This is a genomic window from Bradyrhizobium sp. MI1.11 (assembly GCF_055811255.1).
This window is the reverse complement of record NZ_JBVVPM010000066.1, coordinates 16,298-41,783: the sequence shown is the minus strand read 5'-3', so window position 1 is coordinate 41,783 and position 25,486 is coordinate 16,298. Positions and strand designations below refer to the sequence as shown.

The 25,486-nt window shown below is 65.6% G+C and carries 18 protein-coding genes and 2 pseudogenes; 12 read left to right on the top strand and 8 right to left on the bottom strand.

Annotated features, from left to right (window positions below):
• Nucleotides 1-143: 143 nt before the first annotated feature.
• Nucleotides 144-407, bottom strand: a pseudogene (locus tag AC0L30_RS37130) (hypothetical protein); the annotation flags it as partial.
• Nucleotides 408-486: 79 nt separating this feature from the next.
• Here AC0L30_RS37130 and AC0L30_RS37125 point away from each other — a divergent pair.
• Nucleotides 487-921, top strand: coding sequence for a hypothetical protein (locus AC0L30_RS37125; RefSeq protein ID WP_007602071.1), 435 nt, complete (start codon nt 487-489; stop codon nt 919-921).
• A gap of 14 nt (nt 922-935) precedes the next feature.
• Here AC0L30_RS37125 and AC0L30_RS37120 read toward each other — a convergent pair whose 3' ends face one another.
• Nucleotides 936-2,342, bottom strand: coding sequence for an MFS transporter (locus tag AC0L30_RS37120; protein WP_473406361.1), 1,407 nt, complete (start codon nt 2,340-2,342; stop codon nt 936-938).
• 147 nt (nt 2,343-2,489) lie between these two features.
• Nucleotides 2,490-2,996, bottom strand: a complete 507-nt coding sequence (locus AC0L30_RS37115) for a YciE/YciF ferroxidase family protein (RefSeq protein ID WP_007602065.1) — start codon at nt 2,994-2,996, stop codon at nt 2,490-2,492.
• A 416-nt stretch (nt 2,997-3,412) separates the two neighbouring features.
• Between AC0L30_RS37115 and AC0L30_RS37110 the strand changes: the two genes are divergently transcribed.
• The 8 genes from AC0L30_RS37110 (at nt 3,413) to garD (ending at nt 14,856) form a co-directional block, all read left to right on the top strand.
• A complete protein-coding gene (locus AC0L30_RS37110) occupies nt 3,413-4,495 on the top strand; it encodes a lysylphosphatidylglycerol synthase transmembrane domain-containing protein (RefSeq protein WP_007602064.1) in 1,083 nt (360 codons plus the stop codon).
• A gap of 154 nt (nt 4,496-4,649) precedes the next feature.
• Entirely contained in the window at nt 4,650-6,602 is a 1,953-nt protein-coding gene (locus tag AC0L30_RS37105; RefSeq protein ID WP_473406360.1) for an SGNH/GDSL hydrolase family protein, read from the top strand.
• Between the two features lie 304 nt (nt 6,603-6,906).
• Nucleotides 6,907-8,259 carry an MFS transporter gene (locus AC0L30_RS37100; RefSeq protein WP_007602061.1) on the top strand — a complete coding sequence of 451 codons (1,353 nt, stop codon included), beginning with the start codon at nt 6,907-6,909 and terminating at the stop codon, nt 8,257-8,259.
• 122 nt (nt 8,260-8,381) lie between these two features.
• A complete protein-coding gene (locus tag AC0L30_RS37095) occupies nt 8,382-9,287 on the top strand; it encodes a LysR family transcriptional regulator (RefSeq protein WP_007602059.1) in 906 nt (301 codons plus the stop codon).
• A 124-nt stretch (nt 9,288-9,411) separates the two neighbouring features.
• Nucleotides 9,412-10,356, top strand: coding sequence for a 5-dehydro-4-deoxyglucarate dehydratase (gene kdgD, locus AC0L30_RS37090; protein WP_007602056.1), 945 nt, complete (start codon nt 9,412-9,414; stop codon nt 10,354-10,356).
• A gap of 25 nt (nt 10,357-10,381) precedes the next feature.
• Nucleotides 10,382-11,725: a glucarate dehydratase gene (gene gudD / locus AC0L30_RS37085; RefSeq protein ID WP_007602055.1), complete on the top strand. Its 1,344-nt coding sequence runs from the start codon at nt 10,382-10,384 to the stop codon at nt 11,723-11,725.
• A gap of 17 nt (nt 11,726-11,742) precedes the next feature.
• Entirely contained in the window at nt 11,743-13,191 is a 1,449-nt protein-coding gene (locus AC0L30_RS37080) for an aldehyde dehydrogenase family protein (protein WP_007602054.1), read from the top strand.
• 123 nt (nt 13,192-13,314) lie between these two features.
• The gene (gene garD / locus AC0L30_RS37075) at nt 13,315-14,856 is read left to right on the top strand and encodes a galactarate dehydratase (RefSeq protein ID WP_007602053.1); all 1,542 of its coding nucleotides are present in this window, start codon (nt 13,315-13,317) and stop codon (nt 14,854-14,856) included.
• A gap of 91 nt (nt 14,857-14,947) precedes the next feature.
• Here the strand turns inward: garD and AC0L30_RS37070 are convergent, their stop codons facing one another.
• From AC0L30_RS37070 to AC0L30_RS37060, 3 genes are all read right to left on the bottom strand, one after another.
• Entirely contained in the window at nt 14,948-15,304 is a 357-nt protein-coding gene (locus AC0L30_RS37070; protein WP_007602052.1) for a hypothetical protein, read from the bottom strand.
• A 374-nt stretch (nt 15,305-15,678) separates the two neighbouring features.
• Nucleotides 15,679-16,281 carry a DUF2147 domain-containing protein gene (locus tag AC0L30_RS37065; protein ID WP_007602051.1) on the bottom strand — a complete coding sequence of 201 codons (603 nt, stop codon included), beginning with the start codon at nt 16,279-16,281 and terminating at the stop codon, nt 15,679-15,681.
• Between the two features lie 116 nt (nt 16,282-16,397).
• On the bottom strand, nt 16,398-17,426 hold the full coding sequence (locus AC0L30_RS37060) for an NAD(P)/FAD-dependent oxidoreductase (protein WP_007602049.1): 1,029 nt from the start codon (nt 17,424-17,426) through the stop codon (nt 16,398-16,400).
• 180 nt (nt 17,427-17,606) lie between these two features.
• On the opposite strand from AC0L30_RS37060, the pseudogene AC0L30_RS37055 reads away from it, so the two are divergent.
• Nucleotides 17,607-18,071, top strand: a pseudogene (locus AC0L30_RS37055) (acyl-CoA thioesterase); the annotation flags it as partial.
• A gap of 16 nt (nt 18,072-18,087) precedes the next feature.
• Here AC0L30_RS37055 and AC0L30_RS37050 read toward each other — a convergent pair.
• Entirely contained in the window at nt 18,088-18,408 is a 321-nt protein-coding gene (locus tag AC0L30_RS37050; RefSeq protein ID WP_007602043.1) for a 2Fe-2S iron-sulfur cluster-binding protein, read from the bottom strand.
• A gap of 165 nt (nt 18,409-18,573) precedes the next feature.
• Complete coding sequence (locus AC0L30_RS37045) at nt 18,574-18,948, bottom strand: Hpt domain-containing protein (RefSeq protein ID WP_088941210.1); 375 nt, start codon at nt 18,946-18,948, stop codon at nt 18,574-18,576.
• Between AC0L30_RS37045 and AC0L30_RS37040 the strand changes: the two genes are divergently transcribed.
• Together AC0L30_RS37040 and AC0L30_RS37035 are read left to right on the top strand one after the other, a co-directional pair.
• Entirely contained in the window at nt 18,947-19,201 is a 255-nt protein-coding gene (locus AC0L30_RS37040) for a hypothetical protein (protein WP_157158676.1), read from the top strand. The two genes, AC0L30_RS37045 and AC0L30_RS37040, sit on opposite strands and share 2 nt — an antisense overlap.
• 143 nt (nt 19,202-19,344) lie before the next feature.
• Complete coding sequence (locus tag AC0L30_RS37035; RefSeq protein WP_473406359.1) at nt 19,345-25,053, top strand: apolipoprotein A-IV repeat region-like domain-containing protein; 5,709 nt, start codon at nt 19,345-19,347, stop codon at nt 25,051-25,053.
• Nucleotides 25,054-25,486 lie beyond the last annotated feature (433 nt).

Below are 25,486 nucleotides of genomic sequence, written 5' to 3'. Positions count from 1 at the left end.
CCCCCCCCCCCCCCCCCCCCCCCCCCCCCCCCCCCCCCCCCCCCCCCCCCCCCCCCCACCCCCCCCCCCCCCCCCCCGCCGGCCCCCCCCCCCCCCCCCCCCCCCCCCAAAAAAAAATTTCCCCCCGCCCCCCCCCCCCCCCCCGTCTGCCAACTCGTCGACAGAATCCTGATGCGGCCGCCACTGGCATGGCTGACATCGGCGCGAAAGCGGTGCTGCTGCATCGAGACGGGGCGGAACGACAACCGGATTGCACTGATCTCGTCATAACGCCACAGGCCCGAACGGCCGCCAATGTGCCAGGACAGCCCCTCCTCCGTCAGCTCGAAGCGATGCGCCGAGCCGATCAGCGACGCCTTGTAGGCGTAGCTCGCGCCCGCAGCCGCCTCGGCTCCCGAATCCTGCATCTTCACAAACAATCCAATCCGGGCGATCCCATCTGCGATCCGCTTGCGTGGGCGCCCTGCCCCATCCTACAAGCGGGACATGGCTGAGACGATTTTTTTTCCGCGCCGCCTGATTCTCGGCGCCGCCGTGATCTCCGGCGTGCTGCTCGCGCTCGCCGTGCACATGCTGGGCGCCCGCTACGGGCTCGACCTCGGCGGCCTCTGGCACTCGGACACGCACGAGTTCATACCGGCGGGCGCGGCGATCGCCTGGTGGCTGATCGCCTCCGTCGGCTTCTCCGGCGGTTATTTCACGGCGACATTGATGCAGAGCGCCGTCTCGGGCCAGATCCCGCAACGGATGCGGCAATTCCTGATCGCGGTCGGCGTGCTGCTGCTTGCGGGTGCGGGCCAGGTGGCCTCGGCGCCGAGCCCGGTCCCGACGGTCTCGGGCGTGCTGGCCGGGATTGCCGCGCTGGGCCTCGGTGCCGCGATGGCGTTCTGCGGCGCGCATTTCGCACTGCGCCGCGGCTGATTCCTCCACACAGTTCACCCGCGCGAACGCGCGCCGATCCCGATCACGGCGGCAGCGAGCACGAGGACGGTGGCCGAGACCGCCAGCGATGCGTGCAGGCCGGTCATGAACGCGCCTTCCGAGGCCACTAGCGAACCGAATAGCGCAACGCCGAGCACGCTGCCTGTCTGCCGCGTCGCGTTCAGGACGCCCGCCGCGATGCCGGAGCGCGCCTTCTCGACGCTGCCCAACAAGGTCGAGGTCAGCGGCGGCACCAGCAGCCCAAGTCCGCTGCTGATCGCGATCATCTGTGCAAAAATCGCCCAATAGCTCGTGCCGGCTTCGATCCAGAGCAGGCCGACGCAACCGAGCGCCGAGACGCAGGCGCCGACGACGATGGTCGGGCACGCCCCGATACGCTCGGCGAGACGAGGCGCCAGCAGATTGACTGGAAGCACCACCGCCATCATCGGCACGAAGGCGAGACCGGTCCACCACGCCGTCAGCCCGTTGATCCTCTGGAAATACAAGCTGAGCACGAAGATCAGCCCGTAGATCGCGACGTTCACGAGCAGGCCGACGAGCGCGGTCAGGCTGAACAGCCGGTGATCGAACAGGGACAGGGGCAGCATCGGCTGCGTCGCGCGGCTCTCGCGCCAGACGAACAGCACCGCCAGGAGAACGGCCGAAGCGAACGCCGCGAGCACAGCCGGATGCTGCCAGCCAAGTGCGCCCCCCTCGATGATCGCGCCGGCGAGCGCCCCCAGCGCACCAATCGCCGCGAGCTGGCCGGGCAGATCGATCTCGCGTGAGGCCGCGCGCGTGGTCTCGGTCGCATAGCGCCAGCTCAGCCAAAGGCCGATGAGGCCGATCGGAAGGTTAACGAGAAAGATCGCGCGCCAGCCGACCAGCGTGATCAGCGCGCCGCCGACGAAGGGGCCCGCGGTGAGCGCGAGGCTCGCACCGGCCGCCCAGATCGCGACGGCGCGGCCGCGCTCGCGGTCGTCCGGATAGGCATGATTGAGCAGGGCAAGAGAATTCGGCACCAGGATCGCCGCCGCCAGGCCCTGGACCAGCCGCGCTGCGATCAGGGCAGCCGCATTGGGCGACAATGCGCAGGCGAGCGAGGCCGCGGTGAAGATGGCAAACCCCGCCATGAAGACGCGCTTGGCGCCGATCCGGTCACCGAGCGCGCCGGCCGTCAGGATGAACGCGGCAAACGCAATGGTGTAGGCGCTGACCACCCATTGCAGCTCGGCGACGCCGCCTCCGAGCGTCCTGCCCATCGCATCGAGCGCGGTGTTGACGATGGTGACGTCAAGCTGCACCACGCCATAACCAAGGCTCATCGCGGCAAGGGTGAGGGACGTCGCAAGGCGGGAGCCGGAATGCGGCGCGCCGGCTTCGAAGGCTTCTTCGTATCTGGCGGTGCTTACTCGCATGCTGCCATCTCGGTTGCAGCCCCATGCGAACGATACACTTCCCGCTCGCCGTCATGTTACGACAACGATCGAATGATGCATGGGATGCATAACGTGCGAGCGTCGCGCGGATGACCGCGCTACGCTCTCTCCTGGCTAAGCCTGGCCTCAGCTTGCAGCGCGCAGATTCACCTTGCTCTCGGCGATCGTGGTCAGCTTCTTGTCGGTGGCCTTCTCCTCCTCGAGCGTCTTGGCGAGCATGCTGGCGCAGTCGTTGCGGCCGAGCTGCTTGGCCCAGGCGATCAGGCTGCCGTAGCGGACGATCTCGTAATGCTCCGCCGCCTGTGCCGCATTGATCAGCGCGGCGTCGAGCACCGCCTTGTCGGCGACTTCGCCGGCCGTCTCGTCGGCTTCCTCGATGATGCCGTCGATCGCGGGGCAATCGACCGCCTTCACCTGCGCACCGTGCATCTTGAACACTTCCTCGAGCCGCTTGACGTGCTCCCTGGTTTCTTCGAGGTGCGTCAAAAAGCCCTGCTTCAGCTGCGGATCGGTCGCCTTATCCGCCATTTTCGGCAGTGCCTTGGTGAGCTGCTGCTCGGCGTAATAGATGTCCTGGAGCTGATGCACGAACAGGTCGTTCATGGTTTTGATGTCTTTTGTGAACAATCCCATCGGTCCGATCCTCTCGGGTTGTGGGAACACGGAGGCACCGGCTTTCAGGAGAAGCCGGTTATTCCGCCATGTTCGATTGCTGATGCGGCACTAACCAGCGCACGGCATCGTCGTTCCAAAAAAGCCCGCATCCCTTGCGCTGGAACAATGCCGGCCGTGCAGGATCTGAAATCATGTCACGGACGGACGCGACCGGTCCTACGACTCATATGCTTAACGCGCGTCCGATGTGAACCGCGTATGACAAAGTGGCTGGTCCAAGACAGAACCTATCCTTGTCAAGGGCTGCACAAGTCACTGTTTTTGCCTTAAATGAGCTACATCATGTCTAGCGATCCAAGCCCACATCGGGCACTGATCGCATCCGACCGGCCAATGTCTGGCCTGGTCGGTCTTGCCCCCCGCCGGGAGGATGAATGCACGGACTGCTGACCGCGCTGAAGCGCGGCTTCAAGAGATGGATCGGCTGGCGGCGACTCGGCGTTGCGGCGAGCGTCTTTATCATCGCGTTCGCGATCACCACGCTGGTGCGCACCCTCAAGGGCATCGACACCGGGGTCATCCTGACCGCGTTGACCGAGATCCCCCGCGAAAACATCGGGCTGGCGGCGATTTGCGTATGCTTCGCGTTCTGTACGCTGACCTTCTACGACTTTTTTGCACTGCGAACGATCGGCAAGAAGCACGTGCCCTATCGCATCGCAGCGCTCTCCAGCTTCACGTCCTATTCGATCGGCCACAATATCGGCGCCACAGTCTTCACCGGCGGCGCGATCCGCTTCCGGATCTATTCGGATTACGGGCTGAATGCGATCGACGTCGCCAAAATCTGCTTCCTGTCGGGCCTGACCTTCTGGCTCGGTAACATCTTCGTGCTCTCGATCGGCATGACCATCCATCCGGATGCCGCCTCCTACATGGATCAGCTGCCGTCGTCGATCAACCGGCTGATTGCGATCGGCGGCCTCGCCTCGATCGGCGCCTATCTGGTCTGGCTGTGCATGGGCGAGAAGCGCCGCGAGCTCGGCCAGAAGGGCTGGAAGGTGGTGCTGCCGTCAGCGCCGCTGACGCTGGTGCAGATCCTGATCGGCGTCGTCGATCTCGGATTCTGCGCGCTGGCGATGTACCTTCTGGTGCCGGCCACTCCGCAGATCGACTTCCTGTCGCTCTCCGTGGTGTTCATTCTGGCGACATTGCTCGGCTTCGCCAGCCACGCCCCCGGCTCGCTCGGCGTGTTCGACGCCGCCATGCTGGTGGCGCTGCCCGAATTTGGCCGCGAGCAGCTTCTGGCCACGCTCCTCGTCTTCCGCATCCTCTATTTCGTGATCCCGTTCGGTCTTGCCATCTCCATCATGGGCACACGCGAGCTCTGGATGAATGTGGTGGAGCCCTGGCAGGAGCGTCGACGGCTGGCGGAGGCCTGCGCGCAGGCCAACCTGCCCAAGCAGGTGGCAGCGATGGAGCGCGAGCGGTCGCTGCGGCAGGCCAGCAAACGCTGAGCATGATCCGGAAAAGTGCGAAGCGGCTCTCCGAAAAGATCATGCTCCGTCGATAGTCCGCTAGACGGCGGCCGGTAAAACCTTCAGACCAATGTTGCAGGCGGAGAGCAGCTCTCTTATTTCCGCCTCAACTTTGCCGTTGAAAACGCGGGCCATGATCCCTGTATTCCTTCGCCGTTTCCTCGCCGGTGCCCTGCTGCTCGCCGAGCTCCTCACCGCCTTGCCGCCGGAGCGGGCGGCCGCGCAGGACGCCGGCGCCATGCAGATCAGCTGGGAGGTGCGCAACCGCTTCCGGCTGTTCCGCGAGGAGCGCGACTTCCTGCTCCATGTCGAGAACGCGCGTAACCGCAGCATCCTCGCCGCAGAGCAATCGCTGGAGCTCCAGAGCGAGGGCCGCGGCTGGGCCCGCAACATGGTCAACCGGCTCTGCATCGACCTCCAGGGCCGGGTCAACCAGCCCTGCACCCGCGACAACACGAAGGAAAACTACCTCACTCCCCTCGACCATCCCGTCACTGTGCGCCTCGCCGGCGCGGTGCCGGTCGGCGCGACTTGCGCCTGGTCGTTCGACGACGGCGACGGGCCGCAACAATCCACCTTCGACTGCGCCGAGCCGGTCAATCTGCGGGTCCGTTACGGCAAGCAGACGGTCGCGAGCGTCGATGTCTCCTCCGGCTCCGATCCGACCCAGCGGGTCCAGACCGAGATCCAGGTCCGCGACATCTTCGTCGCTGGCCTCGGAGACAGCATCGCCTCGGGCGAAGGCAATCCGGACCGGCCGCTGGCGCTGTCGGACGAAGGTTTTTGCTTCCGCTCCTATCTCGGCACCGCCGGCGCGCAGTATTATCGGCCGAGCCGCGCCGGCTTCAAGGGCGGCCGCGCCTGCGAAGCGCCCGATACGCTTGCTAACTGGCAGCGCTACAGCGCGCTCTGGTTCAACTCGCCCTGCCACCGATCGCTCTACAGCTACCAGGCCCGCACCGCGCTGGCGCTCGCCGTACGCTACACCCACGTCGCCGTGACCTTTCTGCCGCTCGCCTGCACCGGCGCCAGCATCAGCGACGGGCTGCTCGGCTCGCAGCGCGCCCGCGAATGCCCGCCCGGCAAGACCGGCGTCTGCAACATCAGCGTGAACGCGCAGGTCGCCGAGCTGCGCGAGGCGCTGACCGCGGCCCGGAAACGCCAACCCGAGCGCACGCTCGACCTCGTGCTGCTCTCGGTCGGCGCCAACGACGTCTATTTCTCCGGCCTCGTCGCCGACGTGATCGTCGAGACCGCAACCGAGCGCGCGATATTCCGGCGCTCCGGGGTGATGGCGAGCGTCGATGATTCCCGCGATGCGCTGGCGCGCGAGCTGCCGCAGAATTTCGTCAAGCTGCGCGAGGCGCTCAAGCCGCTGGTCGGCGGCGACCTCTCGCACGTGGTCTACGTCTCCTACGCCAACCCGGCGCTCGCCGATGGTGGGGTGCCCTGCCGCGGCGGCCGCGCCGGCTTCGACATTCATCCGTCCTTCAACGCCGACCCGCAGCGCCTCGCCCGCGTCTCGACCTTCGTCGACACCGAATTCCTGCCGCAACTGAAGGGGCTCGCCACCTGCACCCGCGGCGCGCTGTGCCGCGATCCCGAGGCCGACCGCATGACCTTCGCGGATTCACATCAGGCAGCGTTCGCCGATCATGGCTTCTGCGCGCATTCGGGCAACGATCCCGAATTCGACCGCACCTGCTTTGCCGAGAACGGCCAGAGCTTCAATCCTGACATCGTGAGCGCAGCGAGCCAGCCGATGCTGTGCGGCCGCGGCGCCTCCGAATTCCGCGCCTATTTGCCGCGCGCGCGCTGGATCCGCGACGCCAATGACAGCTATTTCGCGGCGATGACCTATCCGCAAGGCTTGCCGGCAGCAAGCCAGCCGACCGACATCCATGACGCGACCTGGGGCGTGCTCTCCGCCGTCTATGGCGGCGCCGTGCATCCGAGCGCCGAAGGGCACGCCGCGATGGCGGACGCGGCGCTGCCGGCCGCAAGCGCCGTGCTGGGACTCGATGCGGCACCGCCGGGCGTGACACGCGGGCTGCTCGCGCCGCTGCTGCCAGGCGCGCGGCAGTAGTAGCAAAGGCGAGCGCTCACTCCACTCTCGGTGTCATCGCCCGGCTTGACCCGGCGATCCAGTGCGCCGTGACAGACGTGATTGAATCGAGATGCCGCGGCGTACTGGATTCCCCGCTTTCGCGGGAAATGACAGTTGAGTACGTGGTGAGCGCGTTCGCCATCACCTCAATCGTTCCTCCCCCCTGCCGTTCCATCCATCCAAAAACGGCATCGATCGATACTGCCTTGAACTTGGACACTTTGCCGCGCGCACCTCTAGGAGTCGCAGTGGGGAAACGTTTCGAGTTCTAAGGAGGCGCGCAATGAGCGCAGTGATGTCCGCAGCGGACGTGAGAAGGTCTCGCGTTAGGCTGTTCATCGTGACCATGTTGTTCCTGGTCACGACCGTCAATTATGCCGACCGCGCCACGCTGTCGATCGCGGGCCCCGCGCTTTCCAAGGAGCTGCATCTCGATCCCGTCGCGATGGGCTACATCTTCTCGGCGTTCGGATGGTCCTATGTGATCGCGCAGGTGCCGGGTGGCTGGCTGCTCGACCGCTACGGCTCCCGCCTCGTCTATGCCTTCAGCATCATCGTCTGGTCGCTGTTCACGACGCTGCAGGGCTGGGTCGGCTTCTTCAGCGCCGGCACCGCGATCACCGTGCTGTTCGGCCTGCGCTTCCTCGTCGGCATCGCCGAAGCGCCGTCTTTCCCCGCCAACGCCCGCATCGTTGCGGCCTGGTTTCCCGGCAATGAGCGCGGCACCGCGTCGGCCTTCTTCAATTCCGGGCAGTATTTCGCCACCGTTATCTTCGCACCGCTGATGGGCTGGATCGCGCACGATTACGGCTGGCGCTACGTGTTCTTCGTGATGGGCGCGCTCGGCATCATCATGGGCCTGGTCTGGATCAAGACAGTCTACGGGCCGAAAGAGCACCCCGGCATCAACGAGGCCGAATTCGATTACATCAAGGACGGCGGCGCGCTGGTCGATCTCGACGCGCCCAAAGACGATCTGAAGCAAGAGCGCACGCCCGAGGCCGGCTCCGGGTGGGATCACATCCGCCAGCTGCTTTCCAACCGTATGATGCTCGGCGTCTATCTCGGCCAGTACTGCATCAACACGCTGACCTACTTCTTCCTGACCTGGTTCCCGGTCTACCTCGTCAAGGAGCGCGGCCTGTCGATCCTGCAAGCCGGCTTCGTCGCGACGCTGCCGGCGCTGTGCGGCTTCATCGGCGGCGTGCTTGGCGGCGTCATCTCCGACGCGATCCTGCGCAAGACCGGCTCGTTGACGATGGCGCGCAAGATCCCGATCGTCGGCGGCATGCTGCTGTCGATGTCGATCATCGCCTGCAACTATGTCGACGGCCAGGCGCTGGTGGTCGGCTTCATGGCGCTCGCCTTCTTCGGCAAGGGCATCGGCGCGCTCGGCTGGGCTGTCGTCTCCGACACGTCGCCGAAGGAAGCCGGCGGCGTCTCGGGCGGCCTGTTCAACACCTTCGGCAACCTCTCCTCGATCAGCACCCCGATCGTGATCGGCTACATCCTGGCCGCGACCGGTTCGTTCAACGGGGCGCTGATATTCGTCGGCGCCAATGCGCTGGTGGCCGCATTCGCCTATCTCGTGGTCGTCGGCAAGATCGAGCGCGTAGTGCTCAAACGTTCCTCCTGAGGGCTCCCATGGGAGCTTGACCAGGCAACTTAACGGCGGCTTCACGGCCGCCGTCTTTGTTTTGGGAGTAATCGATGCTAGAAGCGCCGGGGAAACGCCTTATCCATCTAAGGCATGTATCGATGTTCGACCTCAATCAGCTCCGCTGTTTCGTCACGGTGGCGGAAGAACTGCATTTCGGCCGCGCCGCCGCGCGACTGAACATGACCCAGCCGCCGCTGTCCCGGCAGATCCAGGTGCTGGAGCACATCATCGATGCGCCGCTGCTGGAGCGTACCAGCCGCTCGGTGCGCCTGACGCCGGCCGGGCGCAGCTTCCTGCCGGAAGCGCGGCGCATCCTGAAGCTTGCGGAAAGCGCCTCGCAGGTCGCCCGCCGTATCGCGCTCGGCAAGTCCGGCTCGCTCAAAATCGGCTTCACCGCGGCCGCCGCCTATGGCTTCCTCCCCGAGCTCGTCGCCGCCTGCCGCGCCAAGCTGCCCGAGGTGGACTTCTCGCTGAAGGAGATGGTGTCGGGCGACCAGTTCGAGGCGCTGACCTCGGGCCAGATCGATGCCGGCCTGCTCAGGCCACCGATCGCGCGCCCGGAAATCGCCAGCCGCCGCGTCGTCGCCGAACCCCTGCTCGCCGCGATCCCGAAAAAGCATCCGCTGGCGAATGCCGAGAGCGTCACGATCAAGGATTTCGACAACCAGCCCTTCGTGATGTATTCGCCCTATGAGAGCCGCTACTTTCACGACGTGCTGGTGGCGCTGTTCACCCGCGCCGACATTCTGCCGCGCTATGTCCAGCATCTCAGCCAGATCCACTCCATCCTTGCCATGGTACGCGCCGGCCTCGGCCTCGCCATCGTGCCGGCGGCGGCGGCGAGCCTGAAGATCGCGGACGTCCGCCTGCGGCCGCTGAAGCTGCGCACCCGCGTTCCGGTCGAGCTGTTCATGGTCTGGCGCCGCGACGACGAGAATCCACTGCTGTCGGCGCTCGTCAAAATCGCGAGCGAATTGTCCTCGGCGGAGGTGATGGAAGATTGATGCTGAATTCGCATCGGTCGATATAGGGTTTGGCTTGGACCCGCATCGAACGGTCTCCTAAACCACGGCGCATGGACGCGCAGCCTTTGCGTCCTCCACAACACGAGACCAGGGAGCAGCGCCCATGAGCAAGATGACCCCGCAGGAAATGGCCCAGAAGATCGGATCCGGCCTGCTGTCTTTCCCCGTCACGCCGTTCAAGGCGGATTACTCCTTCGACGAGGCGACCTACCGCGCCAACATGGACTGGCTGTGCGGCTATGACGTAGCAGGCCTGTTCGCCGCAGGCGGCACCGGCGAGTTCTTCTCGCTGACGGCCGCCGAGGTTCCGCAGGTCGTGAAGATCGCCGTGGACGAGACCAAGGGCCGCGTGCCCGTGCTCGCCGGCACCGGCTACGGCACCGCCACCGCGCGCGAGATCGCGATCGGCGCGGAGAAGGCCGGCGCCGACGGCCTGTTGCTGCTGCCGCCCTATCTCACCCATGCCGAGCAGGACGGACTTGCCGCCCACGTGGAAGCGATCTGCGCCTCCGTGAAGATCGGCGTCATCGTCTACAACCGCGACAACGCCATCCTCCAGCCCGATACGCTCGCCCGCCTCGCCGAGCGCTGCCCGAACCTCGTCGGCTACAAGGACGGCATCGGCGACATCGAGCTGATGACCCGCGTCTACACCAAGCTCGGCGACCGCCTGACCTATATCGGCGGCCTGCCGACCGCAGAGACCTTCGCACTGCCCTATCTCGACATGGGCGTGACGACCTACTCTTCGGCGGTATTCAACTTCGTTCCGGAATTCGCCACCAACTTCTACGCCGCCGTGCGCAAGCGCGACCATGCGACGATCCACGCCGGCCTGAAGGATTTCATCCTGCCGCTGATCGCGATCCGCAACCGCAAGAAGGGCTATGCGGTCTCGATCATCAAGGCCGGCATGAAGGTGATCGGCCGCGATTCCGGCCCGGTCCGCCCGCCGCTGACCGATCTCACCGAGCAGGAGATCGCGGAGGTGACAGCGCTGGTGAAGAATCTGCCCGCCATCCGATCGTCACAACAGGCTGCAGAATAACAAGCGACACAGGGAGGAGCCTGCGATGGCCAAAACCGAGATCACTGGCGCACCGGTCGTCACCGCGATGCAGGTGATCCCGGTCGCAGGCCGTGACAGCATGCTCCTTAATCTGAGCGGTGCGCATGCGCCGTTCTTCACCCGCAACATCGTCATCCTCACTGACAATGCCGGTCACACCGGCGTCGGCGAGGTGCCCGGCGGCCAAAAGATCTGGCAGACGCTGCAGGACGCCCGTGATCTCGTGATCGGCAAGACCGTCGGCGCGATGAACAACATCCTCGCCGATATCAGAACCGCCTTCGCCGATCGCGATGCCGGCGGCCGCGGCAAGCAGACTTTCGATCTCCGCGTCATGATCCATGCCGTCACGGCCGTGGAATCGGCGTTGCTCGATTTGCTCGGCAAGCATCTCGACCTGCCGGTCGCAGCCCTGCTCGGCGAGGGACAGCAGCGCACCAGCGTCGAGACGCTGGGCTATCTCTTCTTCGTCGGCGACATCAGCAAAAGCAAGCTCGACTACGTCAGCGGCGAGACCGGCAAGCCCGAATGGTTCAACCTCCGCCATCAGCAGGCGATGACGCCGGAAACCGTGGTGCGGCTCGCGGAAGCCACCCACGACCATTACGGCTTCGCCGATTTCAAGCTCAAGGGCGGCGTGCTGCGCGGCGAGCAGGAGATCGAGGCCGTCACTGCGATCGCCAAGCGCTTTCCGAATGCGCGGGTGACCCTGGACCCGAACGGCGCATGGTCGCTCGACGAGGCTGTCGGCCTCTGCAAGGACATGCACGGCATCCTCGCCTATGCCGAGGACCCCTGCGGCGCCGAAGGCGGCTTCTCCGGCCGTGAGATCATGGCCGAGTTCCGCCGCGCAACGGGCCTGCCGACCGCGACCAACATGATCGCGACCGATTGGCGGCAATTGTCGCATGCGCTGCGCCTCGGTGCGGTGGACATTCCGCTCGCCGATCCCCATTTCTGGACCATGCAGGGCTCGGTGCGCGTGGCACAGACCTGCCGCGACAACGGCCTGACCTGGGGTTCGCACTCCAACAACCATTTCGACATCTCGCTCGCCATGTTCACCCATGTCGGCGCCGCCGCCCCCGGCAGGGTCACCGCAATCGACACGCACTGGATCTGGCAGGACGGCCAGGCCCTGACGAAGGAGCCGCTCCAGATCAAGGGCGGCAAGATCGTCGTGCCTGAGAGGCCGGGCCTGGGTATCGAAATCGACAGGGCCGCCATCGACGCCGCGCATGACCTTTACAAGCAGCATGGACTCGGCGCCCGCGATGACGCTATTGCCATGCAGGACTTGATCCCCGGCTGGACCTTCGACGACAAGCGTCCCTGCCTGGTTCGTTAAAAACTCTGGAGGAAGCTATGACTGCGATCCTGAAGAACTTCATCGGCGGCGAATGGGTCGATGGCTCCGCCGTCACCAAGAACATCAATCCCTCCAACACCAATGATCTCGTCGGCGAATACGCCAAGGCCGACAAGACGCAGACCGAGAAGGCGATCGCAGCAGCCAAGGCCGCCTTCCCCGCCTGGGCGCAATCGACACCGCAGGCGCGTTATGACGCGTTGAACAAGATTTCGCTCGAGATCATCGCCCGCAAGGAAGAGCTCGGCCGCCTGCTCGCGCGCGAGGAAGGCAAGACCCTCCCCGAAGGCATCGGCGAGGTCGCCCGCGCCGGCCAGATCTTCGCATTCTTCGCCGGCGAGGCGCTGCGCATGATCGGCGAAAAGGGCGCCTCGGTGCGCCCCGGCATCGACGTCGAGCTCACCCGTGAGCCGATGGGCGTCGTCGGCATGATCACGCCCTGGAATTTCCCGATCGCGATCCCCGCCTGGAAGATCGCCCCGGCGCTCTGCTATGGCAACACCGTGGTGTTCAAGCCGGCTGAATTGGTGCCGGGCTCGGCGCATGCGCTGTCCGAGATCATCACCCGTTCCGGCATCCCGGCCGGCGTGTTCAACCTCGTTGTCGGCTCGGGCTCCGTGGTCGGCCAGACCCTGATCGAGCATCCCGACGTCGCCGCGATCACCTTCACCGGCTCGGTGCAGACGGGCCGCAAGATCGCGCAGGCCTGCGTGACCTCGAGCAACATGAAGAAATTCCAGCTCGAGATGGGCGGCAAGAACCCGTTGGTGGTGCTCGACGACGCCGATCTCAAGACCGCGGTCGAAGTCGCCGTCAATGGCGCTTATTTCTCCACCGGCCAGCGCTGCACCGCGTCCTCGCGCCTGATCGTCACCGAAGGTATTCACGACCGTTTCGTTGCGGCGATGACCGAGCGCCTGAAAGGCCTGACGGTCGACGACGCGCTCAAGGCCGGCGTGCATATCGGCCCCGTGGTCGACCAGAGCCAGCTCGACCAGGACCTGCGCTACATCAAGATCGGCCAGGACGAGGGTGCCAAGCTCGCCTGGGGTGGCGAGCTGCTCAAGCGCGAAACGCCCGGTCACTACCTGCAGCCGGCGCTGTTCACGGAAGCCAACAACAACATGCGGATCGCGCGCGAAGAAATCTTCGGGCCGGTCGCGACCGTCATTCGCGCCAAAAACTACGAGGAGGCGCTGGCGATCTCCAACGACACCGAGTTCGGCCTTGCCTCCGGCATCTGCACCACCAGCCTGAAATACGCCTCGCACTACAAGCGCAACAGCGAGTCCGGCATGGTGATGGTCAATCTGCCGACCGCCGGCGTCGATTATCACGTGCCGTTCGGCGGCCGGAAGGGTTCGAGCTACGGCGCCCGCGAGCAGGGCTCTTACGCGCGCGAGTTCTACACCACGGTGAAGACGGCTTATACCTTCCCCGGCTAGCCACGGGGAAGATTCGTAGGGTGGGCAAAGCGAAGCGTGCCCACCACTTACGTTCGGTGTGAAGATGGTGGGCACGGCGCGTTGCGCCTTTGCCCACCCTACGACTACGGAGGCAAAGCGCAGATGGACCAGTCAGTCGCAGCGAAAGAGCAGCCCCGCTACATCAAGCTCAACGATCGCGACAACGTCGCGATCGTGGTCAATGATTTCGGCCTTCCCGCCGGCTCCCGCTTCGCCAGCGGGCTGACGCTGCGCGCCTTCGTGCCGCAGGGGCACAAGACGGCGCTGGTCGACATCCCGCAGGACGCCCCGATCATCCGCTACGGCGAGGTGATCGGCCATGCGCTCGCGCCGATCCTGGCCGGCGAATGGGTGGACGAAGCGCGCATCCGCATGCCGGAGGCCCCTGCCCTCGACAAGCTGGAAATCTCGACCGCCGTCCCCGCGCCGTTGCCGCCGCTCGATGGTTTCACGTTCGAAGGCTTTCGCAATTCCGACGGCTCGGTCGGCACCAAGAACATCCTCGGCATCTCCTCCTCCGTGCAATGCGTCAAGGGCACGATGGAATACGCGGTGAAGCGCATCCGCGCCGAGCTGCTGCCGAAATATCCGAATGTCGACGACGTCGTGCCGCTGACGCACGCCTATGGCTGTGGCGTCGCTATCAACGCGCCTGATGCAGTGATTCCGATCCGCACGCTGCAAAACATCGCGCAGAACCCGAATTTCGGCGGCGAGATCCTGGTCATCAGCTTGGGATGCGAAAAGCTCGCGCCCGAGCGTCTGGTGCCGGAAGGCGTCAGCAATGCCATCGTGCGCATGCAGGACGAAGCCTTCGACGGTTTTGGCGCCATCGTCGACGCCATCATGACCCAGGCCGAAGCCCGCCTGAAGATCCTCAACAAGCGCACCCGCGAGACCTGCCCGGCCGCCGATCTCGTCATCGGCCTGCAATGCGGTGGTAGCGACGCCTTCTCCGGCGTCACCGCGAACCCTGCGGTCGGCTTCGCCGCCGACCTGCTGGTGCGCGCCGGCGCCACCGTGATGTTCTCGGAAGTCACCGAAGTGCGCGACGCGATCCAGCTGCTCACGCGACGCGCCATCAACGAGGACGTCGGCCGCGCGCTGGTCCGCGAGATGGCCTGGTACGATTCCTATCTCGCCCGCGGCGGCGCGGACCGCAGCGCCAACACCACGCCGGGCAACAAGAAGGGCGGCTTGGCGAATATCGTCGAGAAATCATTGGGCTCGATCGTCAAGTCCGGATCAAGCGCAATCACCGGCGTACTCTCGCCCGGCGAGAAGGCGACGCAGAAGGGCATGCTGTTTGCGGCGACGCCGGCATCCGACTTCATCTGCGGCACGCTCCAGCTCGCCTCCGGCATGACGCTGCAAGTGTTCACCACCGGCCGCGGCACGCCTTACGGCCTTGCGGCTGCGCCCGTGATCAAGGTCGCGACCCGCAGCGAGCTCGCGCGACGCTGGAAGGACCTGATCGATTTCGATGCCGGCGGCATCGCGACCGGCGAGAAGACCATTGAGGAGACCGGCTGGGACCTGTTCCGCCTGATCCTCGACGTCGCCAGCGGCCGCACGCAACCCTGGTCGGATCGCTGGGGCATCCACAACGATTTGACGCTGTTCAATCCGGCGCCGGTGACCTGAGCGCCGCGCGCGGACGCTGCCTCGCCGCGCGGATGTATTGGTGCGAGAGTCTCGTTTCGACGCCACGCGTCGCCCGGGATGACGCTTCAGTCTAGGTCATGCTGCCCGGCATGAAACAGCGCACGCGCGGATGGCCGTCGATATAGTGCTTCCACACCATGGTGCGGCCGATCTTATTCGGCTCGGTGATGACGGCGCCGTCGGGCACGACCACCCATTCGCCCTCGAGATGCACGCGATAGCGGCCTTTGTCGGATTCCCAGTCGACATCGGCGACCACGTAGCCGTCGGCATCCGAGCAGCATTGGCCGTATTCGCTGTGCAGGCTCTCGAACCAGAGCTTTAACGGCGAGTTGGCGTAGCGGCCGTCGTCACGCGCCATCGTCGGGGCGGTCAGCAGCACGGTCAGGACCAGCAGCATGGCGGCACACGATATTGCACGTCTCATGTCGTCTCCGCGGATCGAGGTCATCGCCGCGGGGCGATAGTTGCCGTTCGCCTTCCGCGACTCGGCGAAGGCGTCAGGGACGGCGACTCATTCCCCCAGCAGCTTTGCGGATAGCTATGCAAATCCGGCGCCACCGCGCATTCCGGGGAACTACTGGCGCGGGTCCGGCAGGCGTTCGTCTTTCGAGGGGTATGACCGCTACTCGCGCGCCAAGATCTCCGCTGTCTCAGCCGGCCGCATGCGCGATTGCGCACGGTGACACCGCGCAAGAACGCGGAGAGGCTGCGGCGTACCGGAGTCCCCGCCTTGGCGGGCAATGACAGCGCTGTGTGGAGCTATGGAAGTTCGGGCGCCATGGCGCCCCGACGTAGACCCTACTGCTTCGGCGCCGGCGCCATCATCGCGCCGCCCTTCTTCGCCGCGGGCACGGGCGCGGGTTTGGTCGCGGCGGTCGCTTGCGCCGGGAGATATTTCGCGACGATGGCGGGATCGACCTGCGCAATATTGGCGTCGGGAAGACGCGTCCAAGTCTCGTCCTTGCCGAACAGAGAGATGCCGAGGAAACCGCGCATCGTCAGCGTCTGCCCATCCGGGCTGACCGTCATCTTGGCCTTCCAGATGTTGCCGTCGCGCGGATTGACCACGTTGCCGCCGTCATACTTCAAACCGTCGCGCTTCATGTCGCGGATAAAGGAAAGCCCGAGCACCGGCGCGTTCTTGCGATCGTCCGTGCATTTCGCGCAGATCTCGTTCGGGTCGTCGCCAGGCCGCGGAAAGGTTTTTGCGATAACGCCTTCGAAGATGCCGCCGTGGTCGATGAAGAGAAACCATCCCACCGTCTTGCCGTCCTCGACCTTCTGCCAGAGACCCGCGGCGGTCGGCTGCTGCACTTGCGCCGCAACCGGGCTCACCGCACCGAGCGACATCGCGAGCGCGAGGATCGAGAACAGCCGAAAGCTGGAAAAGAGAGTCCGCATTATCATCACCTTGCTGAGCCAATCGCCTTGCTAAGCCGCCAACTGCAATGGCCGCAGACTACGGCGATTTCGCGAACTGTTCCAGCACCAGAAACATGGGGCATCGCCCGCCGCCGTCAGTTGACGCCGAGCTTCTTTTGCAGGCTGGAGGACGAGGTCGTGTACTGGAACACGAGCCGCTTCTCCGGATAGACGTAGCGATGGGCTTTTTGCGACATCAGCGCGCCCTCGTGGAAACCGCACAGGATCAGCTTGATCTTGCCGGGATAGGTGTTGATGTCGCCGATCGCGAAGATGCCTGGCACGTTGGTCTCGAACGCGGATGTCTCGACCGGCACCAGATTGTTCTCCAGCGCGATGCCCCAGTTCGCGACCGGACCGAGCTTCATGGTCAGCCCGAAGAACGGCAGCATGGTGTCGCAGGTAATTTCGCTGACGCTGTTGTCGTTAGCCTTGACAGTGGCGCCGCTCAGCCTGCCCTCGTTGCCTGACAGCGCGGTGACCTGGCCGAGGCGCAGATCCATCTTGCCGGCCGCGACCAGCGCGCGCATCTGCTCGACGCTGTGGGGGGCGGCGCGAAAATCGTCGCGACGGTGCAAGAGCGTGATGCGCTTGGCGATCGGATGCAGATTGAGCGTCCAGTCGAGCGCGGAATCGCCGCCGCCCACGATCAGCACGTTCTTGTCGCGGAACGTCTCCATCTTGCGCACGGCGTAGTGCACCGAACTTCCTTCATAGGCTTCGATCCCCGGCACCGGTGGACGCTTGGGCTGGAACGAGCCGCCGCCGGCAGCGATCACCAGCACCTTGCATTCGAACACCTTGCCAGCGTCCGTCGTGCAGCGGAACAGGGGATCGCCGATCTTCTCCACGGTCTCGATCATCTCGCCGAGATGGAAAGTCGGATGGAACGGCTTGATCTGCTCCATCAGCGCGTCGGTGAGGCCCTGCCCCGAAACCTGCGGAATGCCGGGAATGTCGTAGATCGGCTTTTCCGGATAGAGTTCTGCGCACTGGCCGCCGACCTTGTCGAGGATGTCGACGAAATGCGTCTTCATGTCGAGAAGGCCCAGCTCGAAAGCGGCGAACAGACCGCAGGGGCCGGCGCCAATAATCAGCACATCGGTTTTGATCGCGTCGCTCATGTCGTCTCTTTATCGGTCGTTCGGTGGGACGGCGCCCTGTGGGCCGAGGTGTCCCTGCCTGTCTAGCCAACGGGGATGGATCAGGGAAGGCATAAAAGCGGGAGCGCCCCGCAGCCGCGCCCACTTGCCGGGTCAGGCTAGCTGGGCTGTAACGGGCAACGATATGACGGAGATCAATCGGTGAACGCACCAAGCCGCCTCGATACGACGCCGCGCCTGGAGGACTACCCTTTTCGCCTCAGCGACAATGTCCGCTTCGGCGATCTCGACCCTAACCAGCACGTCAACAACGCGGTCTACGCCACCTATTTCGAGACCGGCCGTGTCACGCTGATGAAGCTTCCGGAATACGGCCTGACGCCGCCGGGACTTGCCTGGATCATGGTACGGCTCGACATCCATTTCCGCGCCGAGTTGCACTGGCCGAACACGATCGAGCTCGGCCTCGGCGTCGCGAAGCTTGGACGAACGTCGGTGACGTTCGAGCAGGTGGTGTTTTCGGAAGGGAAGTGCATTGCATCGGCGACATCGGTCGCCGTGATGATCGACGAAGCGTCGCGCCGGCCAACGCCACTGATCGCGGAAGTGCTCGAGAAGCTCAGGCCCTGGCACAAGCGCGGCATTGAGGTCGCGCCGCCGAGCACATGGATAGCTAACAGCGTTAGGCCTGGCGTTCCGGCGTCGCCACCACGAGGCCGTCGAGATCGTCGGAGACCTTGATCTGGCAGGACAGGCGCGAGTTCGGGCGCACGTCGAAGCCGAAGTCGAGCATGTCCTCTTCCATCGGCGTCGGGCTGCCGACCTTCTCACGCCACGCTTCGTCGACATAGACATGGCAGGTGGCGCAGGCGCAGGCGCCGCCGCATTCGGCCTCGATGCCGGGAATGCTGTTGCGGATGGCGGCTTCCATCACAGTCGCGCCGTTCTCGACGTCCACCGTACGGGTTTCGCCCTTGTGATCGACAAAGTGAATTTTGGCCATGTGTGCTCGTGCTGCCGCGATCTAGGGAATGAAGGAGGGTCCGGGCTGTCCTATAACGGGTCGGTCAGCCCGGCGCCATAGCGTTTTGATAAGTCGTGAATACCGTTTCGCGGGAAGAAAACCCGTCAAAACAAAAGACTAGAGGACGGTTCTGGCCCTGTCGGCCTAAGGGTTGAGGATCGCCTCGATGGCGGCGCGAGCCTCGGTCACCGCCTCTTTCAGCGCGGCAAAGGCGTGAAGCCGGCCCTGGCCGGTCTGGATCGCGGTCTCCAGGCTGGCGGCGGCATCCGCCACCGCAAAGGCGCCGATCCCGCGCGCCGATCCCTTGAGCTTGTGGGCGAGTGCGCCCGCCTCGGCCGGCAGCGCTGCCATCGCCGCGATCAGGCGCACCGCTTGCTCGGCAAACATCGCCAGCACTTCCTGTTCCAGCTCGGAATCGCCGAGCGTCATGCGGGAGAGATGATCGAGGTCGAGCGGGCTGTCGATGGGTGCAAGCGGGGGCGAGGGCATCCAGTCCATCCGTTGCAGTTCAGGAGTCATGGCGCAGGCCCCGGCATCGCGCGATGTCCGCCGGTCCGGCGGTCAAGTTCCATCCACCCAAGCATGGAAATGGTTAACGAAATGTTCCGGCCGTTTTGCGCAAATCTGCCTGCTTATTGACGAAAAGTTGCCGCAATCCGGCGAGTCCAGTGGAGAATTGCATTTATTGATAAGGCCTTACGGCGCGATCCTGTTAACGATGATTAAGAATGTCTTAATCGCGGGCATTTCATTCGCGACGCTCTGCCAATAGGATGTTGGAGAAATTGGCGGACAAGCCGTCCGGGTGGGGATGGCTCGGAGATCCGCGCAAGCGGCATGATCCGGACTGTGGGCTTGCGTAGCGCGCAGAGCTCGCGGGGGGACGCGTACAAGTAACGAGGGCTCGGACTGAACATGGCAAACACTCCGAAAAAGGTCAAAGACCCCACAGAAGATGCGCTTTCTGCAATCCAGGAAGCCCTGAACATCAGCGACACGGCTGCGGACACCAGCCGCAACGCCTCGATGCGCAGCGAAACGCCGCCTCCGGTCGCGCCACCGGCTCCCCCGATGTTCGACGAACCGAGCTTCGACGCGCGTCCTGCCGCGAACGAACGCGCGATGTTCGACCAGATCGAGGAGCCGCGCTCCTCGCGCCGCGCCGCCAATGACGACCGTGCGACCATCGGCCAGCTCTTGCAGACGTTGCAGACGGGACGCCCGGCCCGCAACATCTACACCGGCGCGACCATCTTCACCGTCATCTGGCTGGCGGCCTGCGCCGCGCTGACGGTCGGTTTCCTGCCTTCGATCCAGGCGGCGATGGGCCAGAGCGGCGGCGTGTTGGCCATTGCCGGCCTCGTCACGATGTTCTTCGCGCCGATCATGCTGTTCTTCTTCCTGGCGAGCCTCGTCTGGCGCGGCCAGCAAATGAGCTCGGTCGCGCAGGCGATGGCCCAGGTTGCGATCCGCTTCTCCGAGCCGGAAGGCTCGGCTTCGGATTCGATGGTGACCGTCGGCCAGGCCATCCGCCGCGAGGTCGCGGCGATGGGCGACGGCATCGAGCGCGCCATCGCGCGCGCCGGCGAACTCGAGACGCTGGTTGCCAACGAGGTCGCAGCTCTCGAACGCGCCTATTCCGACAACGAAGTGCGCATCCGCGCCCTGCTCCAGGACATCGCGCATCAGCGTGACAATCTGGTCGGCCAGGCCGAGCAGGTCCGCAGCGCCATCTCCGGCGTGCAGATCGATTTGCGCCACGACATCGCGCTGATTTCGGACGCGATCGCCTCGCGCGTCGACGAGGTCGCCAAGTCCATCACCGGCGCGCTCGAAGAGCGCGGCGCCCACATCACCGGTGCGCTCAGCAACGCCGGCGACAACATGATCCTCGCCCTCGGCGAGCGCGGCGGCGACCTGCTCGACCGCCTCGAGGAGGCCAGCAACGAGACCACGCGCGCCGTGCTCGACGCCAGCGAGCGACTGACCACCAGCCTCAATTTCAAGACCGGCCATGTCCACGACGAGTTCGTCGACCTCGCCGACCGCGTCCACGAAATGCTGAACGAGCGCATCGACCGCATCACAGGCGAGTTCGAGCAGCGCTCCGCCGCGATCGTCGACGGTATCTCCGAGCGAACCGAGCAGGTGCATGACAGCCTGAAGAATTCGTCGGACTCGCTGCTGCTCGAGCTCGAGCTGCGTTCCAACGACCTCTCCGCCAAGATCGACGACGCCGGCAACCGCCTCGCCGGCCACATCATGACCTCCGGCGACAAGGCGAGCGAAGCGCTCGACGCCACCGTCAACACGCTGGTCGCCAAGGTCGTCAGTCAGACCGAGACCGCGCACGACTCGCTGTCGCTGCAGATGAGCGCCTTCGACGAGCTGGTGAAGAATCAAGGCACCGAGCTGGTCGAGAAGTTCGCACGCGACTCCGGCACGCTGGGCGCCCTGATCACCCGCCACATCTCCGAGTTCGACCGCACCGTGAAAACCTTCGGCGGCGAGATCGTCGATCGGATGGGCCAGCGCACCCAGGACATCCATGAATCGCTGAAGACCTATGTCGACAATTTCGACACCCGCTTCACCTCCAACGGCGGCGCGATCACGGCTGTGCTCGACCAGCGCCTGGTGCAGTTCGAGACCACGGTTGGCGAGCGCGTCAGCAACCTCGACGCCTCGCTGAACGGCAAGATCTCGGGTCTCGACTCGACGATCGATGGTCACATCAAGACCTTCGACGAGCAGCTCGTCGGCCGCGTCGCCGCGCTCGAACAGTCGTTCGATACCCGTGCGAAGTCGGTCACCGAGACCATCGACGGACGGCTCAACACGCTCGCCTCGTCGCTGACTGACGGTGCCGCGCAGGCGATCCAGTCGATCGACTCCCGCCTCACCCATCTCACGACGTCGCTGACCGATGGCGCATCGCAGGCGATCGAGACGATCGACAACCGTCTCAACCACCTCACGACCTCGCTGACGGATGGCGCATCGCAGACCATCCAGACGATCGACACGCGCCTCACGCATCTGACGACCACCCTCACCGGCGGCGCGTCGCAGGCGCTCGAATCAATCGACACGCGCCTCACCTACCTGACCACCGCGGTGACGAACGGCGCCTCGCAGGCGGTGCAGTCGATCGATACCCGTCTCACCCTCCTGACCTCGACGCTCACCGACGGCACCGCGCAGGCGATCGAGGCGGTCGACCGCCGCATCACCGGCGTCACCGAGATCATCGACGGCCGCAGCATGCACCTGACCGACACGGTCACGGCGCGCTTCCAGGACATCCAGCAGGCCATCGAGACCAAGGTCGGCTCGGTCGCTAGCGACATCGACGTGCGCGTGGCGCAGTTCGAGGACCTGCTCGGCTCACGCGTCGAGGCCGTCGCCGGCCGCATCGAGAGCAGCGGACGCCAGGCCAGCGAGGACATGATGTCCCGCGCCGAGATGATCTCGACCGCGATCCGCTCGCACGTCGAGGACGCCGAGCGCTCGCTCACCAACCTCGTCGTCAACACCAGCGAGACCATCCAGACCGGTGCGCGCACCGCGCAGCAGTCGCTGATGACGGTTTCCTCCGACGTCAACGCCCAGCTCAAGATGACCTCCGCCGAGGTCGAGCGCGCGCTGACCGCTGTCGGCACCGGTGCAGCGAACTCCATCCTGACCAGCGCCCGCGAAGCGCAGTCGACGCTGGTCGCGGCATCCGGCGATGCCTCCAACCAGATCAAGGGGCTCGCGGCCGACGTCGAACGCACGCTGTCGTCGGCAGGCTCGGCGACCGCCGCCTCGATCCTGGCCGGTGCCCGCGAGGTGCAGACCACGCTTGTCACGGCGTCCTCGGACGCGGCCAACCACGTCAAGACCCTCACCGCCGACGTGCAGCGCTCGCTGTCGATGGCCGGCACGACCACGGCGGAATCGATCACCGCCGGCGCCCGCGATGCGCAGAGCGCGCTGATCGCGGCCTCGAGCGAGACCGCCAACCAGATCAAGGCGCTGTCCTCCGACGTGCAGCGCTCGCTCTCGATGGCGGGAACCGCGACGGCAGAGACCATCATGACCGGCGCCCGCGAAGCTCAGAGCACGCTCGTCAACGCGTCCTCGGATGCGGCGAGCCAGGTCAAGTCCCTTGCCGCCGAAGTGCATCGCTCGCTCTCGCAGGTCGGCCAATCGACCGCCGAGACGATCACGACCAGCGCCCGCGATGCCCAGAGCACCCTGCTGGCGGTCTCCGCCGAACAGACCGGCCAGGTTCGTTCGCTGGCGGCCGAGATGCAGCGCGCGCTGGCGACCGCCGGCGGCGCCACCATCGAGGCGCTCACCAGCGGCGTGCGCGAAGCCCAGGGCACGCTGATCTCCGCCTCGACGGACGCAGCAGGCCAGATCAAGTCGCTGACCATAGACATCGAGCGCACGCTGACCTCGGTCGGCGCCGACACCGCCTCGACCATCCTCAACAGCGCGCGTGAGGCGCAGACCTCGCTGACCTCGACCTCGGCGGATGCCGCAAGCCAGATCCGCACGATCTCGAGCGAGATCGAGCGTACGCTGAGCACGGCCACCGCGAACGCGACCAACGACATCCAGACCAGCGCGCTCAACGCCCAGAACGCGTTGATCAACGCCTCCAACGAGGCGAGCTCGCGGGTGAAATCGAGCTCGGCGGACGTCGAGCGCTCGGTGCTCGCCGCCAGCAGCAGCTTCGGCCAGGCCATGACCGGCAAGACCGACGAGATCGTCACCTATGTGCAGCAGCAGTCCGACCGTCTCGCCAACATGATCGACGCCAAGCGCGGCTCGCTCGTGGACGCGATCGGCTCGAAGACCAGCCAGCTCACGCTCGACATCGACCGCGTCACGTCCGACGCGCTGAAGTCGATCGAAACGCGCGGCCACGCGTTCTCGCAGACCATGATGGGCAACGGCTCCGAAGTGGCGCGAACCATCAACTCGGCGAGCGAGATGGCGACGGGTGCCGTCAACAAGTCGCTCAAGGACCTCGAGCAGGCCTCCCGCGCGGCAATCGACCAGTCGCGCCAGGTCTCGATCGCGGCTGTCACCGAGATGCAGGAGACCAGCAAGATCCTGCGAACCGACACGGTCGCCCTGTTCGAGCGCCTGCGCGAAGGCAACATCCTGCTCCAGGAGGTGCTGACCGGTGCGCACGACAACCTCAACTCGCTCGAGCGGGCGCTGGTGACGCGCGTCGCCGACTTCGTCTCGGCGATGAACGACGTCACCTCGCGCAACGGCGCTGCGACGCAGAACCTGGAAGACCAGCTCAACGTCTTCAACAGCAAGACCACGCGGGCGCTCCAGGATCTCGGCGAGCTGTCGACCCAGTTCGACGCGCACGGCAAGGCACTGGTCGAGGCCGCGCAGGTCGTCGAGCAGAGCAACAAGAATACCACCGCCTCGCTCGCCGAACGCAAGGAGGCGCTGGAATCGCTCGTCACCACGATCGACCTGCGCACCGCCGATCTCGACCAGCGCCTGTCGCGCTTCACCGGCCTGCTCGACGAATCGCTGGCGGCCGCCGAAGAGCGTGCCCGCGACATCGCCCGCGTCGTCGCGGAGACCGCCGGCGCCGGTTCCGCCGCGATCACCCGCCAGTTCGAAGCGGTGCGGTCGGCCTCCGAAGAGGAGCACCGGCAGACCGTCGAGGCCATGCATGACATCTACCGCCAGACCACCGACGAGGCGGATGCGATGTTCAAGCAGTCGACGGAGAAGTTCACCAACCTCGTCTCCAGCATGAAGCAGATGGCGTTCGAGATGCACAACGAGCTCGAAGCCACCCGCAACGAGCTGCGCCGCGGCGTGCTCGAGATGCCGCAGGAGGCCGCCGAGAGCACTGCGCAGATGCGCAAGGTGATCGTCGACCAGATCGAGGCCCTCGCCGAGCTCAACCGCATCGTGGCCCAGCACGGCCGTGGCCTCGACGTCTCCACGACGGGCCGCGCCAGCGTGCAGCGCCAGGAAGAGCCGATGCTGGCGGCCGTCGGCGCGCGCAGCACCGAGACGCGCATGCGCGAGAGCGCCAGCGCCTCGACGCTGCCGCCGCCGGACCTCGGCATGCCCGCCTCCTCGCGCCGCACCGAAGCGCCGCCGGTTGCACCGGCCGGCAACGACCAGGGCCGTGACGGCTGGCTGTCGAACCTCTTGAGCCGCACGGACGCCAACCAGGGTGCGCCCACCGGACGTGAGCCCCAGCGCGGCCGCCAGGCTGCACCGGCGCCGCAGCCGCAGGCCCCGCAAGGTGGCGGCAATCCGCTGGAATCCTTGTCGCTCGACATCGGCCGGCTGATGGACCGCAACCTCGCGTCCGAGATGTGGGACCGCTACCAGCGCGGCGAGAACAAGGCCTTCACCAAGCGCCTCTACACGCCCGCGGGCCAGAAGGCCTTTGACGAGGTCGCCCGCAAGTATCGATCCGACCGCAACTTCAAGGCGACGGTCGACCGCTATGTCGCCGAGTTCGAACGCCTGCTCGACGAAGTCGCCCGCGACGGCCGCGGCCCGCAGGAGCTGCGCAACCACCTGACCTCCGAGACGGGCCTGGTGTACACGCTGCTTGCTCACGCAGCGGGCCGGCTGGGATAAGCGGTCAGTCGCCAAGACGCATGACGAATGAAAACGGAGGCCTCACGGCCTCCGTTTTGTTTTGGGCGTCATTAGGTTTGGGCGTCATTAGGAACGACGCGTTCGACCAAGCACTCGGTGTCGTCCTGGCGAACGCCAGGACCCATTATCCCAGGGAGGAGTTTGGCGAAGACCAGTCGTACGGTACTGCCATCGACCGCAATCGATGGACCTCGCGGTATGGGTCCTGGCTTTCGCCAGGACGACATCTGGGACGCCTACTGCCGCCTGCGCTCCGGCACAGCGGGCTTCGGCGGCTCGGGCGGCGGGGGGGCCGCCCCCCGGGGCGCGGGGGGGGGGGGGCGGCGCGCGGCGCGGGGGGGGGTTGGGGGGGGGTTTTTTTACCCCCCGGGGGTGTGGGCGCGCGGGGGGGGGCCGGGGGTGATGAAATAGG

Bases quoted from the DNA above. Each gene is read 5' to 3' on its own strand.
- AC0L30_RS37100 (WP_007602061.1), top strand. From the start codon at position 6,907: ATGAGCGCAGTGATGTCCGCAGCGGACGTGAGAAGGTCTCGCGTTAGG.
- AC0L30_RS37115 (WP_007602065.1), bottom strand. From the start codon at position 2,996: ATGGGATTGTTCACAAAAGACATCAAAACCATGAACGACCTGTTCGTG.
- AC0L30_RS37045 (WP_088941210.1), bottom strand. From the start codon at position 18,948: ATGACTCCTGAACTGCAACGGATGGACTGGATGCCCTCGCCCCCGCTT.
- AC0L30_RS37065 (WP_007602051.1), bottom strand. From the start codon at position 16,281: ATGCGGACTCTCTTTTCCAGCTTTCGGCTGTTCTCGATCCTCGCGCTC.
- AC0L30_RS37110 (WP_007602064.1), top strand. From the start codon at position 3,413: ATGCACGGACTGCTGACCGCGCTGAAGCGCGGCTTCAAGAGATGGATC.
- gudD (WP_007602055.1), top strand. From the start codon at position 10,382: ATGGCCAAAACCGAGATCACTGGCGCACCGGTCGTCACCGCGATGCAG.
- AC0L30_RS37035 (WP_473406359.1), top strand. From the start codon at position 19,345: ATGGCAAACACTCCGAAAAAGGTCAAAGACCCCACAGAAGATGCGCTT.
- kdgD (WP_007602056.1), top strand. From the start codon at position 9,412: ATGAGCAAGATGACCCCGCAGGAAATGGCCCAGAAGATCGGATCCGGC.
- AC0L30_RS37105 (WP_473406360.1), top strand. From the start codon at position 4,650: ATGATCCCTGTATTCCTTCGCCGTTTCCTCGCCGGTGCCCTGCTGCTC.
- AC0L30_RS37080 (WP_007602054.1), top strand. From the start codon at position 11,743: ATGACTGCGATCCTGAAGAACTTCATCGGCGGCGAATGGGTCGATGGC.
- garD (WP_007602053.1), top strand. From the start codon at position 13,315: ATGGACCAGTCAGTCGCAGCGAAAGAGCAGCCCCGCTACATCAAGCTC.
- AC0L30_RS37095 (WP_007602059.1), top strand. From the start codon at position 8,382: ATGTTCGACCTCAATCAGCTCCGCTGTTTCGTCACGGTGGCGGAAGAA.
- AC0L30_RS37050 (WP_007602043.1), bottom strand. From the start codon at position 18,408: ATGGCCAAAATTCACTTTGTCGATCACAAGGGCGAAACCCGTACGGTG.
- AC0L30_RS37120 (WP_473406361.1), bottom strand. From the start codon at position 2,342: ATGCGAGTAAGCACCGCCAGATACGAAGAAGCCTTCGAAGCCGGCGCG.
- AC0L30_RS37125 (WP_007602071.1), top strand. From the start codon at position 487: ATGGCTGAGACGATTTTTTTTCCGCGCCGCCTGATTCTCGGCGCCGCC.
- AC0L30_RS37070 (WP_007602052.1), bottom strand. From the start codon at position 15,304: ATGAGACGTGCAATATCGTGTGCCGCCATGCTGCTGGTCCTGACCGTG.
- AC0L30_RS37060 (WP_007602049.1), bottom strand. From the start codon at position 17,426: ATGAGCGACGCGATCAAAACCGATGTGCTGATTATTGGCGCCGGCCCC.
- AC0L30_RS37040 (WP_157158676.1), top strand. From the start codon at position 18,947: ATGGCGCAGGCCCCGGCATCGCGCGATGTCCGCCGGTCCGGCGGTCAA.